At 65.8% G+C, this 15,272-nt stretch carries 15 protein-coding genes; 12 read left to right on the plus strand and 3 right to left on the minus strand.

The annotated features are described in order from the left end of the window. Window positions 1-23 precede the first annotated feature (23 nt). The 11 genes from HMPREF3114_RS01440 (at window position 24) to HMPREF3114_RS01490 (ending at window position 9,567) form a co-directional block, all read left to right on the plus strand. On the plus strand, window positions 24-869 hold the full coding sequence (locus HMPREF3114_RS01440) for a CPBP family intramembrane glutamic endopeptidase (RefSeq protein ID WP_032954741.1): 846 nt from the start codon (window positions 24-26) through the stop codon (window positions 867-869). Window positions 870-940: 71 nt separating this feature from the next. After that, window positions 941-1,747 carry a M48 family metallopeptidase gene (locus tag HMPREF3114_RS01445; protein ID WP_053496725.1) on the plus strand — a complete coding sequence of 269 codons (807 nt, stop codon included), beginning with the start codon at window positions 941-943 and terminating at the stop codon, window positions 1,745-1,747. A gap of 132 nt (window positions 1,748-1,879) precedes the next feature. Then, on the plus strand, window positions 1,880-3,073 hold the full coding sequence (locus tag HMPREF3114_RS01450; protein ID WP_005421200.1) for a tetratricopeptide repeat protein: 1,194 nt from the start codon (window positions 1,880-1,882) through the stop codon (window positions 3,071-3,073). Window positions 3,074-3,327: 254 nt separating this feature from the next. Further along, window positions 3,328-3,885: an energy transducer TonB gene (locus tag HMPREF3114_RS01455; RefSeq protein WP_176746362.1), complete on the plus strand. Its 558-nt coding sequence runs from the start codon at window positions 3,328-3,330 to the stop codon at window positions 3,883-3,885. 94 nt (window positions 3,886-3,979) lie between these two features. Continuing rightward, entirely contained in the window at window positions 3,980-4,741 is a 762-nt protein-coding gene (gene exbB / locus HMPREF3114_RS01460; protein WP_005411738.1) for a TonB-system energizer ExbB, read from the plus strand. A 61-nt stretch (window positions 4,742-4,802) separates the two neighbouring features. After that, window positions 4,803-5,228 (plus strand): ExbD/TolR family protein, encoded by a 426-nt coding sequence (locus HMPREF3114_RS01465; RefSeq protein ID WP_005421196.1) that lies wholly within the window; start codon window positions 4,803-4,805, stop codon window positions 5,226-5,228. A gap of 3 nt (window positions 5,229-5,231) precedes the next feature. Next, complete coding sequence (locus tag HMPREF3114_RS01470) at window positions 5,232-5,645, plus strand: ExbD/TolR family protein (RefSeq protein ID WP_005411740.1); 414 nt, start codon at window positions 5,232-5,234, stop codon at window positions 5,643-5,645. A gap of 164 nt (window positions 5,646-5,809) precedes the next feature. Continuing rightward, entirely contained in the window at window positions 5,810-7,270 is a 1,461-nt protein-coding gene (cls, locus tag HMPREF3114_RS01475; RefSeq protein ID WP_005421195.1) for a cardiolipin synthase, read from the plus strand. A 40-nt stretch (window positions 7,271-7,310) separates the two neighbouring features. Beyond that, complete coding sequence (locus tag HMPREF3114_RS01480) at window positions 7,311-7,580, plus strand: hypothetical protein (RefSeq protein WP_005421192.1); 270 nt, start codon at window positions 7,311-7,313, stop codon at window positions 7,578-7,580. 9 nt (window positions 7,581-7,589) lie between these two features. After that, complete coding sequence (locus HMPREF3114_RS01485) at window positions 7,590-8,333, plus strand: pyridoxine 5'-phosphate synthase (protein WP_005421190.1); 744 nt, start codon at window positions 7,590-7,592, stop codon at window positions 8,331-8,333. Window positions 8,334-8,475: 142 nt separating this feature from the next. Beyond that, on the plus strand, window positions 8,476-9,567 hold the full coding sequence (locus HMPREF3114_RS01490; protein WP_053496723.1) for a PA0069 family radical SAM protein: 1,092 nt from the start codon (window positions 8,476-8,478) through the stop codon (window positions 9,565-9,567). Between the two features lie 55 nt (window positions 9,568-9,622). On the opposite strand, the gene HMPREF3114_RS01495 is transcribed toward HMPREF3114_RS01490, so the two are convergent. The 3 genes from HMPREF3114_RS01495 to HMPREF3114_RS01505 form a co-directional block, all read right to left on the minus strand. Next, window positions 9,623-10,330: a 2OG-Fe(II) oxygenase gene (locus tag HMPREF3114_RS01495; protein ID WP_053496722.1), complete on the minus strand. Its 708-nt coding sequence runs from the start codon at window positions 10,328-10,330 to the stop codon at window positions 9,623-9,625. A 108-nt stretch (window positions 10,331-10,438) separates the two neighbouring features. Next, window positions 10,439-11,455 (minus strand): class 1 fructose-bisphosphatase, encoded by a 1,017-nt coding sequence (locus HMPREF3114_RS01500; RefSeq protein ID WP_005421178.1) that lies wholly within the window; start codon window positions 11,453-11,455, stop codon window positions 10,439-10,441. A 345-nt stretch (window positions 11,456-11,800) separates the two neighbouring features. Then, entirely contained in the window at window positions 11,801-13,003 is a 1,203-nt protein-coding gene (locus HMPREF3114_RS01505) for an amino acid aminotransferase (RefSeq protein ID WP_053496721.1), read from the minus strand. A gap of 171 nt (window positions 13,004-13,174) precedes the next feature. On the opposite strand from HMPREF3114_RS01505, the gene HMPREF3114_RS01510 reads away from it, so the two are divergent. Continuing rightward, window positions 13,175-15,268, plus strand: coding sequence for a TonB-dependent receptor family protein (locus HMPREF3114_RS01510; RefSeq protein WP_070488830.1), 2,094 nt, complete (start codon window positions 13,175-13,177; stop codon window positions 15,266-15,268). The last annotated feature ends 4 nt before the right edge of the window (window positions 15,269-15,272 follow it).

Genomic DNA, 15,272 nt, shown 5'->3' on the forward strand with positions numbered 1-15,272 from the left:
CGTCCCTTGAACACAGGTACCTGATGTCCGCATCCACCCCGGTCTCCGCCGCCCCGCCCCCGGTTCCGCCGGTGTCTACCCCACCGCGCGCCGTGGCACCGTTGGCAGGCTTCTTCATCGACCTGGGCATCGCCGCCGTTACCCTGGTCGGCCTGAGCATGGTCTCCGGCCTGTTCTGGGGCTTCTACCGTGCAATCGTGGTCAGCCGCGCCAACGCCGAGGCCAATGGCGGACTGACACCTGACGCTGTCGGCGCGGCAGTGGGCCAGCCCGGTGCCCTGGCGCAGATCCTGATGGCCCTGATCGCCACCGGTGGCGCCGCGCTGCTGCTGTACTTCTGGCGACGCCCGGCAAGCGCCGGCGAACGCATGGCGTCGCGACAGGCGTTGCTGCGGCCGTCCACCTGGGGCTGGACCCTGCTGGTGGCCACGCTGATCGTGCTCGGCAGCAACGGCATCGCCTTCCTTTCCAAGCAGTTCGGCATCGAGCCGGTGCCCACCAACGTGGAACTGATGCAGAGCGCGATCGCTCGCTTCCCGCTGTTCCTGGTGCTGTTTGCGGTCGTCCTTGCCCCCGCCTACGAAGAACTGCTGTTCCGCCGCGTCCTGTTCGGGCGCCTGTGGCAAGCCGGCCGCCCCTGGCTGGGCCTGATCCTCAGCAGCCTGGCGTTCGCCCTGGTCCATGAAGTGCCCGGTGTCAGCAAGAACTCGCTGCTGGGCATGGCGCAGCTGTGGCTGGTGTACGGTGGCATGGGCGCCGCCTTCTGCTGGCTGTACCGCCGCACCGGCACCCTGTGGGCGGCGATTGCCGCGCATGCGCTGAACAACGCGGTTGCGCTCGCCGCGATGGTGTTCCTGGGATCAACGTAACGCCGTGCCCGCTTGACGAAAGATTAAGCAGGTACGCTACACACTGCGCACATGAACACGGGGGCGGACCCATGAAACAACTGCTGCTGGCTCTAGTCATCACCACCTTGGTCAGTGCCTGTGCAACCACCACCTCGCCAACCGGACGACGGCAGATGGTGGGCGGTGTGTCGCAGGCACAGCTTGACCAGCTCGGTGCGCAGGCGTTTGCCGAGACCAAGCAGAAAGAGAAGATCAGCACCGATGGCCGCCAGAACGGCTACGTGCAGTGCGTGGTCAATGCGCTGGTCGCACAGCTGCCGCCTCAGTACCGTGGGGTACGGTGGGAGACTGCCGTATTCGTCGACAAGGAACCCAACGCCTTTGCCCTGCCCGGCGGCAAAGTGGGCGTGAACACCGGCATCTTCACCGTCGCCAGGAACCAGGACCAGTTGGCTGCCGTGATCGGTCATGAGATCGGCCACGTGATCGCGCGTCACCACGAAGAACGCATTACCCGGCAGATGGGCGCGCAGACCGGCCTGGCCGTGCTGGGCGCGCTGGCCGGTGCCGCCTATGGCGATGGTGCCGCCAATACGGTCAATCAGCTGGGCGGCATGGGCGCGCAGGCGGCCTTCCTGTTGCCCGGCTCGCGGACCCAGGAAAGCGAGGCGGACGTGATCGGCCAGCGGCTGATGGCGCAGGCCGGATTCAACCCGGCCCAGGCCGTGGATCTGTGGCAGAACATGATGGCCGCCAGCGGCGGTCGAAGCCCGCAATGGCTGTCCACCCACCCCGATCCGGCCAACCGGATCCAGGAGCTGCGACGCGACGCGCCGGGCCTGGGGCCGGTCTATCAGCAGGCCCAGGCGGCCGGGCTGCGGCCAAAGTGCGGATGAGTGCGCAGTTCTATGCTGTATTGCAGCACATAAAACGATTTCTCACGCCATCTGTTTCTGATACGTTTGGCGGCTCAGATTTTTCTGACAGTCCGACTTTGCCGCTATCCGGCGGTTCGATCGAGGTGAACGATGATTTTCCGTAACCACAAAGCTGTGCTTTCCGTCCTCGTCGCGACCGCCCTGACCGGCGCCGTGGTCACCGATGCCTTCGCGCAGTCCTCGCGTTCCTCCGACCGTGGCAGCCGCGGCGGCAGCAGCAAGCAGGCCAAGGCCGAACCGCTGTACCCGAATGCGACCCGCCAGGAGCCGACCGCCAAGGCCTCGGCCAAGATGGGCAGCAAGCTGCAGAAAATGATCGACAGCTACAACAAGGAAAAGTTCCCGGAGACGCGCACGCAGGCTGACGCGATCCTGGCTGACAGCGCCTCCAACGAGTACGACAAGTCGCTGGCCGCGCAGCTGGCCTCGCAGGCCGCCTACCAGACCGACGACACCCCGGCCGCCATCGCCTACCTGAAGCAGGTCATCCAGTTCAACGGCCTGGACAACAACGGCCACTTCCAGTCGATGCTGATGCTGGGCCAGCTGCAGCTGCAGGAAGACCAGACTGCCGAAGGCCTGGCCACCCTGGACAAGTACTTCGCCGAGAGCAAGTCGACCAAGCCGGAAGAGCTGATTGCCAAGGGCCAGGCGCTGTACCAGCTGGAGCGCTACCAGGAAGCGATCCCGGTGCTGAAGCAGGCCATCGCGGGCGCTGCCGAGCCGAAGGACAACTGGAACCAGCTGCTGATGGCGGCCCTTTCCGAAGCCGGCCAGACCGGTGAGGCCGTGCAGGCCGCAGAAGCGCTGGCGGCCAAGAACCCGTCGGACAAGAAGGCCCAGCTGAATCTGGCCAACATGTACATGCAGGCTGACCAGATGCCGAAGGCCGCCGCGGTGATGGACAAGCTGCGCAGCAGCGGCCAGCTCACCGAAGAGCGCGAGTACAAGCAGCTGTACTCGATCTATGCCAACACCGAGAACAAGGAAAAGGACGTCATCGCGGTCATCAACGAAGGGTTGCAGAAGGGCATCCTGAAGCCGGATTACCAGGTCTACCTGGCGCTGGCCCAGTCCTACTACTACTCCGACCAGGTGCCGCAGGCGATCGATGCGTGGCAGAAGGCCGCCCCGCTCTCCAAGGACGGTGAGACCTACCTGAACCTGGCACGCGTCCTGCATGCCGAAGGTCGCGTCCCCGAGGCCAAGCAGGCCGCCCAGCAGGCGCTGGCGAAGGGCGTGAAGAACCAGGCTGATGCCAAAAAAATCATCAACCTGAAGTAAGTAGGAATAACGCCTGAATGCCTGCTCAGTTGATGCGCAGGCGCTCAGGATTGGTATAAGCTTGGAGGTTCCTGCGGTGTCATGCACCGCTGATCAGGGATCCCGCCCCCGGGATTCCGGCCCCACTATTGAGCTCTTGGCGCATGACGGAACAACTAGTCGTTCACCGGTACGAACAACCCGATGACAAGGGGCTGAGCTGGCCTCGCATCGTCGGCATCGCGTTTGTAATTGCCCTGCATCTGGCCGCCTTCATGATGCTCCTGATTCCCGCCGTGGCTCCCAAGGCCGTCGCGGAGAAGGAGCGCAACGTCATGGTGACCATCGTCGACGCGCCGCCGCCGCCCCCACCGCCGCCGCCGCCGCCGCCGCCGCAGGATACTCCGCCACCGCCGGTGAAGAATCTGTCGCCGCCGAAGCCGTCGCCCGTACCGCCGCCGCCGCAGGCGCCGGTTGTCGACGTGCCGGAGCCGCGCCCGAACGATATCGTCACCCCGCCGGCGCCGCCGGCGCCGCCGGCACCGCCGACCTCGATCGAGGCCAGCGTGGACATCTCGTCGAAGGCCATGAATCCGCCGCGCTACCCGCCGGCAGCCTTCCGCGCAGGTATCCAGGGCGAAGTGATCCTGATCATTGATGTCGATGCCAGCGGCAACGTCACCAATGTCACGGTGGAAAAGTCCAGCCGTAACCGCGACCTGGACCGTGCTGCGATGGAAGCGGCTCGCAAGTGGCGCTTCAACGCCGCTGAAGCAGGCGGTAAGAAGACGGCAGGTCGCGTTCGCGTCCCGGTCAACTTTGCGCTGAACTGATGCGCCCGGGTGGCCACCTGGCCACCCCCGCTCCCGGTTCGATTGTTTAGCTTAGCTACACCCTTTATCACCACACACAACAAAGGTAAGCGTCATGCTGCAGGAAATTTTCATCGCCGCTGCTGCCGGGGGCAATCCGTCCAACGCCCTGTCGCAGATGGGCTTCGAGCACCTGATCCACGAAATGACCACCAAGCCGGGTGATTTCGCGGTTTCCTGGGTCGTGCTGCTGACCCTGATCGCCATGTCGGCCATGTCCTGGTACTGGACCGTCATCAACATCTTCCGTGCCACCCGCCTGAAGAGCGCCGCTGATCGCGTCGTCAGCCTGTTCTGGGACACCCCGAACGCGCAGGACGCCATCCGTGCGATGGAAGAGCAGCCGGCTTCGGAGCCGTTCTCGAAGATCGCCCTGGACGCTGCCCAGGCAGCCGCCCACCACCAGCGCGCTGAAGGCGGTGCTACCGGCGGCGTCGGTGAGAACCTGAGCCGTTCGGAGTTCGTCGACCGCGCTCTGCGTCAGGCCGTCACCCGCGAAAGCAACAAGCTGCAGTCGGGCATGACCCTGCTGGCCACCGTCGGCGCGACCGCTCCGTTCGTCGGTCTGCTGGGTACCGTGTGGGGCATCTACGGCGCGCTGATCAAGATCGGTGCCACCGGCTCCGCTTCGATCGACGCCGTTGCCGGCCCGGTGGGTGAAGCGCTGATCATGACCGCGATCGGTCTGTTCGTCGCAATCCCGGCCGTGTTCGCCTTCAACTTCTTCAGCAAGATCAACAGCGCGACCATCAGCAAGTTCGATACCTTCGCGCACGACCTGCACGACTTCTTCGCCACCGGTTCGCGCGTCCGCTAATTGCGGCGCGCGTCACCCAGCGACGAAGTAAGTAGTCACCAAGATCTAGACGGAGCCCGTTATGGCTTTCAGTAGTGGTAACAGCGGCGGCCCCATGGCCGACATCAACGTTACGCCCCTCGTGGACGTGATGCTGGTGCTGCTGATCATCTTCATCATCACGGCGCCCCTGATGTCCCACAAGGTCAAGGTGGATCTGCCGGAAGCCAACCTGATCCAGAAGCCGGAAGATGCTGAAAAGCGTCCGAACCCGATCACGCTGGCAGTCAAGGAAGACGGCTCGATCTACTGGAACGACGAAGAAATCAACAAGCAGACTCTCGAGTCCCGCTTGGCGACCGCCGCACAGCAGACCCCGCAGCCGCCGCTGAACCTGCGTGGTGACCGCACCACCAAGATGCGCGTCATCAACGACCTGACCAAGGTGGCGCAGGAACAGGGCATGCTGGACGTCGGCTTCGTTGCGACCAAAGAAAAGGGGCAATAAGCCATGGCATTCAGTAGTGGTGGTGGCAAGGGCCCCATGGCAGACATCAACGTCACGCCCCTCGTGGACGTGATGCTGGTTCTGCTGATCATCTTCATCGTGACCGCGCCGATCATGACGTACCCGATCGCCGTGGACCTGCCGCAGCGCGTGCTCAACCCACCGCCGCAGCTGGTCGAACCGCCGCCGCCGATCGAACTGAAGATCGACGCCAGCAACCAGGTCTCGTGGAACAACAGCCCGATCAATACCAGCGAGCTGCAGCAGCGGATGGAGCAGGAGGTCCAGCGTGACCCGACCAACCAGCCGGAACTGCGCATCGACGCCAGCCCGGATTCCGAGTACGACGTGATGGCCAAGGTTCTGGCCGCCGCGAAGAATGCTCAGATGAAGAAGATCGGTTTTGTGCAGCAGTAAACGCGACACCGCAACACAACAGTCATGACGCGACTGCAGACGCCCCTGGAGACAGGGGCGTTTTTTTTTGTCCTCGTCCTGGCACATGGGATGAGGTCAGAACGCCTTTCCTTCGGAAAAGGGATCTGACCCCATCCGGCAGCATGCGCCGCTATGATCGGCGCATGCTTGCCCTCTTCGATTCCCTGCGCCATTGGCTCGACGGTATCGCCCACCTCGGCACGATCCTGGCGGTGGCTTACCTGCTGTACCTGTTCGCGCTGGCGGGCTGGATCATGCTGCAGAAGCGCGAGCCGGTGGCCACGCTGAGCTGGATCCTTTCGTTGGCACTGCTCCCCTATCTCGGGCTCTTCATCTACTACCTGCTGGGCCCGCAGAAGGTGAAGCGGCAACGGCTGCGTCGTGGCCGTGCACGCTCGGGCATGGAGCACTACAGCGATGTCTGCCCGCCCGATTCGGACTGCACCGAACTGGCCAAGGTTGCCCAGGCAACGACCGGACTGGCCCCAAGCAGTGCCACCGAAGTGACCTGGCTGGTGGACGGTGCGGCGACCTACGCGGCCTTGCTGGAAGCCGTTGCACAGGCGCACGATCACATCCATCTGGAGTACTACATCTTCAATCCGGATCACGCAGGCACCGCCCTGCGCGATGCCCTGGTCGAGCGCGCACGTGCCGGTGTGCAGGTGCGCCTGCTGCTGGATGCGGTGGGCTCATCCGCCCTGCCCCGCCGTTTCCTGCAGCCCCTGCTCGACGCCGGCGGTGAAGCGATCTGGTTCCACCCACGGCAGCTGCTGAAACCGTTCAAGCGCCCGTGGCTGAACCTGCGCACGCACCGCAAGCTGGTGATTGTCGATGGCCGCCTGGCCTTCACTGGCGGCATCAACATCACCGACGAGGAAGACGAAAGCCGCAGGCCCGACGCTTATCGCGACCTGCACATGCGCATCCGCGGTCATGTGGTGCGCAGTCTGCAGCTGGTGTTCGCCGAGGACTGGCTCTACGCCAGTGGCCAGGAACCCTCGCGGATGGATATCGCCCGCTTGTGGCCGGCCGATATGCCGCTGCGCGGGGATGGCGCGATCAACGCGCAGGTATTGGTGTCCGGCCCGGATTCAGGCTGGGAGACGATCCACCGGCTGCACGTCGCCGCCATCCAGGAAGCGCACGAGCGGGTGTGGCTGGTGACGCCCTATTTCGTGCCGGGTGAAGCGGCACGGATGGCGCTGACTTCGGCCGCGCTGGGCGGCCTGGACGTGCGCCTGCTGGTACCGAAAATGAGCGATTCCTGGTTCGTGACCCAGGCCGCGCGCTCGTACTTCGACGAACTGTTGCATGCCGGCGTGAAGATCTACGAGTACGGCCCGCGCATGCTGCACACCAAGGCGTTCATCGCCGACGACGACGTCTGCATTGTCGGCAGTGCCAACTTCGACCACCGCAGCTTCCGCCTGAACTTCGAGCTGTCGATGATGATCAGCGACCGGGACCGCGTGGCGGCCCTGGCCGAGCTGCTGCAGGGTGAATTCGATCGCGCCACCCGGGTGCATGACCAGGCCGGGCGCTCGCTGTGGCTGCACCGCCTGCCCGAGGCCTTCGCCCGGCTGGCCTCGCCGCTGCTCTGACGCAGCGCTACACTGCGGCGATCATCCGGGGAGCCCGACTATGTACTGGTTGTACCTGCTGCTGGCGCTGGGCTGCTTTGCCTTCGCGCTGAAGACCCCAAGCGCGGGGTTGATGACCCTGTGCCTGCTGGCTGCGCTCGGCTTCCTGCTGGCCTGGGTACGCGGTCGTTACGTGGCCCGTTTCGGCGACCTGCAGCGCGACCCGGCCACCCTGATCGATGCCGAGGAACTGCGCCGCCTGCGCGAGCAGGCCCAGGCGCGCCGCAACGATGACGCCAACGACAACGATCCGTCCCCTCTTTCCAAGTAGTTCCGTTCCATGACCCAGCTCAGCGTCAACGTCAACAAGATCGCCGTCCTGCGCAATTCGCGCGGCGGTGCCGAACCGGACGTGGTGCGCGCCGCCCAGGCCTGCCTGGATGCCGGCGCGCATGGCATCACCGTGCATCCGCGGCCGGACCGCCGCCACATCACCGCCGAGGACGTGCTGGCCCTGTCCACGTTGACCCGCGCGCGTGGCGTGGAATTCAACATCGAGGGCAATCCATTTGCGCCGCCGCGCGAGGGGTACCCGGGGCTGCTGCCGCTGTGCGAACAGACCCGTCCGGCGCAGGCCACCCTGGTGCCCGACGGCGATGGCCAGATCACCTCCGACCACGGTTTCGACTTCGAACGCGACGCCGAGCGCTTGCGCCCGTTGATTGCCCAACTGAAGGCGATGGGCTGCCGGGTCAGCCTGTTCGTGGATGCGGGCAACCCGTCGCTGGAGCAGGCCGCCGAGGTCGGTGCCGACCGCATCGAGTTGTACACCGGCCCCTACGCAGAGGCGCATGCGGCGGGCGACGCTGCGGCAATGCTCGAACTGTTCGCCACTGCGGCGCGGCGGGCGCAGGCGGTGGGCCTGGGCGTCAACGCCGGCCATGACCTGTCGCAGGACAACCTGCGCGATTTCCTGGGCCACGTGCCGGACGTGCTGGAGGTGTCGATTGGCCACGCGCTGATCGGCGAGGCACTGTATGACGGGCTGGATGCCACCGTGCGCGGGTACCTGGCGCTGCTTTGATGCATTGCAGCCGAGCGTAGGCTCGGCTCTACAAGGTATCCGTATCCACTGTAGAGCCGAGCCCACGCTCGGCTCAGACTTGCCCTGAACCCTTCAGGCGGCCGTCGCAGCCATTGAGACAGCCCCGGCGTACGCTGCCGCAATGGGTATTGCGATCAAGGGCCGAGGTTCCACGTCCCACCTCGCCGGACGCTTCGAAAGCACCGTCAGCGAGGCGGTGGACGACGGCTGGGCGGTCGATGAGAGTGAGGAGTTCCTCGCGCCGCGCCTGCGCACCGAGGTGCGCGCCGAGACCGCGCGCAGCATCATCACCCGCAACAATTCGCCGGACGTCGGCTTCAGCCAGTCGGTGAATCCGTATCGCGGTTGTGAGCATGGGTGTTCCTACTGCTTCGCGCGCCCTTCCCATGCCTATCTGAACCTGTCACCTGGCCTGGACTTCGAGACCAAGCTGTTCGCCAAGACCAATGCGCCTCAGCTGCTGCGCAAGGAACTGTCGAAACCCGGTTACGTGCCGCAGCCGATCGCGCTGGGCATCAACACCGATGCGTATCAGCCGATCGAGCGCAAGTTCAAGCTGACCCGCCAGCTGATCGAAGTGATGCTGGAAACCAGGCATCCGTTTTCGCTGATCACCAAGAACGCACTGGTCGAGCGCGACATTGATCTGCTCGCGCCGCTGGCGGCGGAGAACCTGGTCAGTGTGCATTTCTCGGTGACCTCGCTGGACCCGCATCTCTCCGCGAAGCTGGAACCGCGCGCATCAGCACCCCATGCACGATTGCGCGCGATGAAGCGCCTGCATGACGCGGGTATCCCGGTGGGCGTGATGGTGGCACCGGTGATTCCGTGGATCAACGACAGCGAACTTGAAGCGGTGCTGGAGGCTGCGCACGATGCAGGCGCCAGTACCGCAGGCTACGTGCTGCTGCGCCTGCCGCTGGAAGTGGCGCCACTGTTCCGCGACTGGCTCGATACCCATCATCCCGATCGCGCCGCGCACGTGATGAGTACCATCCAGCAGCTGCGTGGTGGCAAGGACTACGACAGCCAGTTCGGCACCCGCATGCGCGGCCAGGGCGTGTATGCCGATCTGTTGAACAACCGCTTCAAGCTGGCGCGCAAGCGGTTGGGATTCAATGCGCAGAACAGCCATTGGCCGAAGCTGGATTGCAGCCGGTTCCAGAAGCCGTTGCCGCCGAAGAAGGATTCGCCGCAAGGGTCGTTGTTCTGAGGCCATCAGTCGAGCATGGCTCGACTGTACATCAAGGCCGACGAGCAGTTCGGCGTCACCCCCCAAACAACTTCTGCGCACTCTGGAACAGGATCCAGCTGGTGGCGATGAACTTGTCGCCACCCTGTGGCCGATTGCCGCGATGGGTGTGGGTGAACGCCGTCGGCGCAATCAGCAAACTGCCGGTGCGCGGCGCGATCTTCCGCCCCTGGAACAGGAACTCGGTTTCGCCCTCGTCGAAGTCGTCATTGAGGTACAGCGTCCACAGAACATGCCGGTGCAGGGTCTCGGCCTGCGCATCCTTCGGGTACAGCTCGCAGTGCCAGTACGGGTAGCCACCCTCGCCCGCGGCGTACCACTGCAGGTTGATCGCACCCGGACGAAGGCAGGTGCGGGCCAGGTCGGCCAGCTGCTGTTGCGGCATGTCGGGAAAGTCCTCGGCAGACAGGCGTCGCGGTTGGCCATTGCTGTCCTGGATCTGCAACATCAGCGGCGCGATCAATGCCTGTGGATAACGGCGTAGATAAGTCAGCAGGCCGTTGAACACCGCGATCTGCAGCTGCTGGTCGATGTCCTGCCAGCCGTCCAGGCCACTGATGCGCAGATCCTTGCTGTGCTTGAGTTCGGGGAACACGCCACTGCCCACCGCACCGGGCAGCAGGCCACGCGTGGCACGCATGCGCTCGACGATGGCCGCGCAGACCTCACTGGGGACGGCGTTGTGGATGACTTCGATGAAATCGACCGGGCCCTGCTCGTGCATGCGTGCATTCCTTCGGCGGCAACGGCTTGATGGTGCCGTTTGCCGCCCGCGGTGTCACCCTGCGGTCATGTCATCGAACTGCCATGACCGCCGTCAGGCGTCGAGCCGTCAGCCCTGCGCTTCGTCGTGCGCGTGGTGGTAACGCACCGCTTCGGCCACTTCCTCACGCGAACCCAGGAACACCGGCACGCGTTGGTGCAGCTGGTCGGGCTGGATGTCGAGGATGCGCTCGCGCCCGGTCCAGGCGGCGCCGCCGGCCTGTTCGACCAGCAGGCCCATCGGATTGGCTTCGTACATCAGGCGCAGCTTGCCGGCCTTGGACGGATCCTTCTTGTCCCACGGGTAGATGAAGATGCCGCCGCGGGTCAGGATGCGATGCACGTCGGCCACCATGCTGGCGATCCAGCGCATGTTGAAGTTCTTGCCGCGCGCGCCTTCCTTGCCAGCCAGCAGATCACTGACGTAGGCCTGCATCGGCGCTTCCCAGTGACGCTGGTTGGACATGTTGATGGCGAATTCCTGGGTGGCCGCCGGAATCTGCATGTTCTCGGTGGTCAGCACGAACTCGCCCTTCTCGCGGTCCAGGGTGAAGGCGTGGGTGCCATGGCCGACGGTCAGCACCAGCTGGGTGCTGGGCCCGTAGATGCAGTAGCCAGCGGCGATCTGCTTGCTGCCCGGCTGCAGGAAGGCGTCATCGCCCGGCAGCTCGACGTTGGTCGGGCAACGCAGCACGGAGAAGATGGTGCCGACGGAGACGTTGACATCGATGTTGGAGCTGCCGTCGAGGGGATCGAACAGCAGCAGGAAATCACCGCGCGGGTAGATGTCCGGCACCGGCTGGCTGTGGTCCATTTCCTCCGAGGCGCAGGCGGCAAGGTGGCCACCCCAGGCATTGGCTTCGAGCAGGATCTCGTTGCTGATCACGTCCAGCTTCTTCTGTGCTTCACCCTGCACGTTGCCGGTACCGGCGTCGCCGAGCACGCCACCGAGGGCGCCCTTGCTGACGGCGATGGAAATGCTGGTGCAGGCGCGGGCGACCACGGCGATCAGCTGGCGCAGGTCGGCATTGATGCGGCCGGCGTGCTGTTCCTGGATCAGGAAGCGGGTCAACGAAGTACGGGACATGGTCGGGCAGGTCTCGGCAGCGGGAAAACGCCTATTGTCGCCCGTCTGGCGGGGGCGTGCGTGAGCGCGGGATGGCGTAATCGTTTCCAGATGCGTTGCGCTGGTGGCGCCTTCCTTCATGGAGGCACAGGGCGAGGTACACCGTGGCCAGGACACGCCGTAAACCCATCCATGGGGGCTCGGTCGGCGCATCCATGCGCCTCACGGTCCTGGCCACGGCGTACCTCGCCCTGCGCTTCAGGGTTCGCCGCGAGCGCGGAGGGTGTGGCAAAGGCAGAGGCAAAGCAGAAACAAAAACAAAGGCGCCTTTCGGCGCCTTTGTTGTCAAACCACTGCAGCCTTGCTTCAGCCCTTGGCGACGGTGGCCACGGCCTTGGCGACGTATTCCAGGTTGTTCTGGTTCAGCGCGGCCACGCAGATGCGGCCGGTGCCGACGGCGTAGATGCCGAACTCGTCGCGCAGGCGTTCGACCTGCTCACGGCTCAGGCCCGAGTAGGAGAACATGCCGGCCTGTTCGTTGATGAAGCCGAACTGCGGCGCACCGGCAGCGGCCAGCTTTTCGACCAGGCCCTGGCGCAGGGCGTGGATGCGCTCGCGCATCTCGGTCAGCTCCTGCTCCCACATCGCGCGCAGTTCCGGGTTGGTCAGCACGCCGGCCACCAGCGCGGCACCGTGGGTGGACGGACTGGAGTAGATGGTGCGGATCACACGCTTGACCTGCGACTGCACGGCCTTGGCGTCAGCAGCGGTCGGCGCCACCATCGACAGCGCACCCACGCGCTCGCCATACAGCGAGAACGACTTGGAGTACGAGTTGGCGACGATGAAGCTGTCGATGCCGGCTTCGGCGATGATGCGCACGGCGGCGCCATCCTGCTCGATGCCCTTGTCGAAGCCCTGGTAGGCCATGTCGATGAAGGGGAACAGCTGCTTGTCCTTCAGCAGTTGCGCGACCTGCTTCCACTGGCTGACCGTGAGGTCGGCACCGGTGGGGTTGTGGCAGCAGGCGTGCAGCAGCACTACGGTGCCGGCTTCCAGCTTGCCGAGGTCGGCCAGCATGCCGTTGAAGTCGACGCCATGGCTGGCCGGGTCGAAATAGGTGTAATCCAGCACCTCGAAACCGGCCGCGCTGAACACCGCACGGTGATTCTCCCAGCTCGGGTTGCTCAGCGCCACGGTGGCGTGCGGCAGCAGCTTCTTCAGCACGTCGGCGCCGACGCGCAGCGCACCGCTGCCACCGACGGTCTGTGCGGTGGTGACGCGGCCGGCGGCCAGCAGCGGCGAGTCCTTGCCGAACACCAGCTCTCGCGTGGCCTGCGTGTATGCCGGCAGGCCATCGATCGGCAGGTAGCCGCGCGGTTTGGCGTCAGCGGCAAGCTGCTGCTCGATCTGCTTGACGGCGCGCAGCAGCGGGATGCGGCCGCTCTCGTCGTAGTAGATGCCCACACCCAGGTTGACCTTGGTCGGGCGGCTGTCGGCGTTGTACGCCTCGGTCAGGCCCAGGATCGGGTCGCCTGGGACCAGTTCCACGTTTGCAAAGAAGGACACGGCGGTACTCGTTCGGTAGACGGAAAGGGGGAGGAAGTGCGCTACGCGGTCTGCGGCCTTGCAGCCGGAAACAGCCCATCGTAACAAAGCCTGCCGGGGCTGGCCGCCGCCGTCGTCATCGGTAGCCCCGTACCATGGCGTGCGTTGCCGCCTGATCCATCAACCTGAATCATGAATCCCGCCGCACGTCGCCATTGCCTGCCGTTGTCCATCCTGCTGCTGTCGCCCTGGGCGGCCGTGGCCGGGCCCGCACCGACCGCCCTGCCCAGCGTGCAGGTGCAGGCAGCGCGGGTGCCGGGCATCGACCCGTTCGCGTTGCCGGCCAGCCTGGACACGGTCTGGATCGACGCCGGCCGCGCCGGCGCCGGCGCACAGCTGTCCGAGGCGCTGGCCGGGGTCCCGGGCCTGGTCGCCCGTGACCGCCAGAACTTCGCGCAGGACACCCAGCTGTCGATCCGTGGCTTTGGTGCGCGCTCGACCTTCGGTGTGCGTGGGGTGCGGGTGTTGATCGACGGGGTGCCGGCGACCATGCCCGACGGACAGGGCCAGCTGTCGCATGCCAGCCTGCTCGGTGCCGAACGGATCGACGTGCTGCGCGGGCCGTTCTCGGCGCTGTACGGCAATTCCTCCGGCGGCGTGCTGCAGGTCTGGAGCGCACAGGGCCAGGCCGGCGACCCGTGGCGGCTGCGCGTCAACGCGGGTGCCGACAACACGCTCAGCGTCGGCGCGCAACTGAAGGGTGCCGGCCGTGTTCTGGATTACAACATCGCCGCCAATCACTTCCGCACCGATGGCTGGCGCGACCACAGCCGTGCCCGCCGCGAATCGCTCGCTGCGCGTATCGGTGGCGATCTCGGCGGGGGGCGGCTGGAGCTGCTGCTCAATGCCTTCGATGCCCCCGATGCGCAGGACCCGCTGGGCCTGAGCCGTACCCAGGTGGCGGCCGATCCGCGCCAGGCCACCGCCGTGGCGCACCAGTACAACACCCGTAAATCGGTGCGCCAGCAGCAGGCTGGCCTGCGCTGGACCCGTGAAACCGGGGCGCAGCGTTGGCAGCTGATGGGCTATGTCGGCCAGCGCGCGGTACGCCAGTACCTGCCGATCCCGCCGGCAGCTCAGACCAACAGCCCGTTGCATGCCGGCGGGGTGATCGACCTGGAGGGCGGCTATGGCGGGCTGGACGCGCGCTGGGGCTGGCACGGCGACCTCGCCGGCCGACCGCTGGATCTGGTGGCCGGGCTCAGCGCCGACCGCCAGCGCCAGCATCGCACCGGCTACGAGAACTTCATCGGCAGCGCTCTCGGCGTGCGTGGGCGGCTGCGCAGAGACCAGATCGACACCGTGCAGAACGTCGATCAGTTCGCCCAGGCGTGGTGGCAGTGGAGTCCACGCTGGTCATTGCTGGCTGGCGTGCGTCACAGCGCCGTGCGCTTCGAATCCGACGATCACTACATCACCGCCCGCAACCCGGACGACAGCGGCCACCGCCGCTACCGGGCCACCACGCCGGTGGCCGGAATCAGCTTCGCGGCCAGCCCGCAGTGGCGACTGCACGCGGCGGTGGGCCGTGGCTTCGAGACGCCCACCTTCAACGAGCTGGGGTATCGCGCCGACGGGCAGGCGGGACTGGCGCTGGATCTGGCGGCGGCGCGCAGCCGCAGCCTGGAGGTGGGCAGCAAATGGCATGCACAGGCCGGAACCCAGTTCGATATCAGCCTGTTCCGCGCAGATACCGACGATGAGTTGGCAGTTGCCAGCAACATCGGCGGACGCAGCACCTATCGCAACATCGGCCGCACCCGCCGCCAGGGCGTGGAACTGCGCTACCGGCAGCCGTTGGCAGAACAGTTGGAACTGCAGGTGGCCTGGACCTGGCTGCAGGCGCAGGTGCGTGCGCCGTACCTGACCTCGAACACCTGGGTTTCCGCCGGCAGCCGCTTGCCCGGCGTACCGCGCCAGCAGGCATTTGCCCGGCTGCAGTGGACCCCGGCCGACTGGCAGTGGGCGCTGGAGGCCGCCGCCAGCACCGATACCCTGGTCAACGACGTGGCCACGGAGCGGGCGCCGGGCTACGCGTTGCTGAACCTGGAGGCCGGTCGTTTCTGGACACTGCCAGGTGGCGAGCTGCGCGCCTTCGCCCGGCTGGAGAACGTGCTGGACCAGGCCTACATCGGCTCGGTGATCGTCAACGACGGCAACGGGCGCTTCTACGAACCGGGACCCGGGCGCCGGGCCAGCGTGGGCCTGCAATGGTCCTGGCGTTGACTGG

The sequence above is a fragment of the Stenotrophomonas sp. HMSC10F07 genome, assembly GCF_001807895.1.
GTDB classification, from domain to species: domain Bacteria; phylum Pseudomonadota; class Gammaproteobacteria; order Xanthomonadales; family Xanthomonadaceae; genus Stenotrophomonas; species Stenotrophomonas sepilia.

Excerpts from the sequence above, each read along its gene's own strand:
- HMPREF3114_RS01455 (WP_176746362.1), top strand. The coding sequence starts at position 3,328 with ATGATGCTCCTGATTCCCGCCGTGGCTCCCAAGGCCGTCGCGGAGAAG.
- HMPREF3114_RS01465 (WP_005421196.1), top strand. The coding sequence starts at position 4,803 with ATGGCTTTCAGTAGTGGTAACAGCGGCGGCCCCATGGCCGACATCAAC.
- HMPREF3114_RS01480 (WP_005421192.1), top strand. The coding sequence starts at position 7,311 with ATGTACTGGTTGTACCTGCTGCTGGCGCTGGGCTGCTTTGCCTTCGCG.
- exbB (WP_005411738.1), top strand. The coding sequence starts at position 3,980 with ATGCTGCAGGAAATTTTCATCGCCGCTGCTGCCGGGGGCAATCCGTCC.
- HMPREF3114_RS01510 (WP_070488830.1), top strand. The coding sequence starts at position 13,175 with ATGAATCCCGCCGCACGTCGCCATTGCCTGCCGTTGTCCATCCTGCTG.
- cls (WP_005421195.1), top strand. The coding sequence starts at position 5,810 with ATGCTTGCCCTCTTCGATTCCCTGCGCCATTGGCTCGACGGTATCGCC.
- HMPREF3114_RS01450 (WP_005421200.1), top strand. The coding sequence starts at position 1,880 with ATGATTTTCCGTAACCACAAAGCTGTGCTTTCCGTCCTCGTCGCGACC.
- HMPREF3114_RS01470 (WP_005411740.1), top strand. The coding sequence starts at position 5,232 with ATGGCATTCAGTAGTGGTGGTGGCAAGGGCCCCATGGCAGACATCAAC.
- HMPREF3114_RS01490 (WP_053496723.1), top strand. The coding sequence starts at position 8,476 with ATGGGTATTGCGATCAAGGGCCGAGGTTCCACGTCCCACCTCGCCGGA.
- HMPREF3114_RS01495 (WP_053496722.1), bottom strand. The coding sequence starts at position 10,330 with ATGCACGAGCAGGGCCCGGTCGATTTCATCGAAGTCATCCACAACGCC.
- HMPREF3114_RS01500 (WP_005421178.1), bottom strand. The coding sequence starts at position 11,455 with ATGTCCCGTACTTCGTTGACCCGCTTCCTGATCCAGGAACAGCACGCC.
- HMPREF3114_RS01445 (WP_053496725.1), top strand. The coding sequence starts at position 941 with ATGAAACAACTGCTGCTGGCTCTAGTCATCACCACCTTGGTCAGTGCC.
- HMPREF3114_RS01485 (WP_005421190.1), top strand. The coding sequence starts at position 7,590 with ATGACCCAGCTCAGCGTCAACGTCAACAAGATCGCCGTCCTGCGCAAT.
- HMPREF3114_RS01440 (WP_032954741.1), top strand. The coding sequence starts at position 24 with ATGTCCGCATCCACCCCGGTCTCCGCCGCCCCGCCCCCGGTTCCGCCG.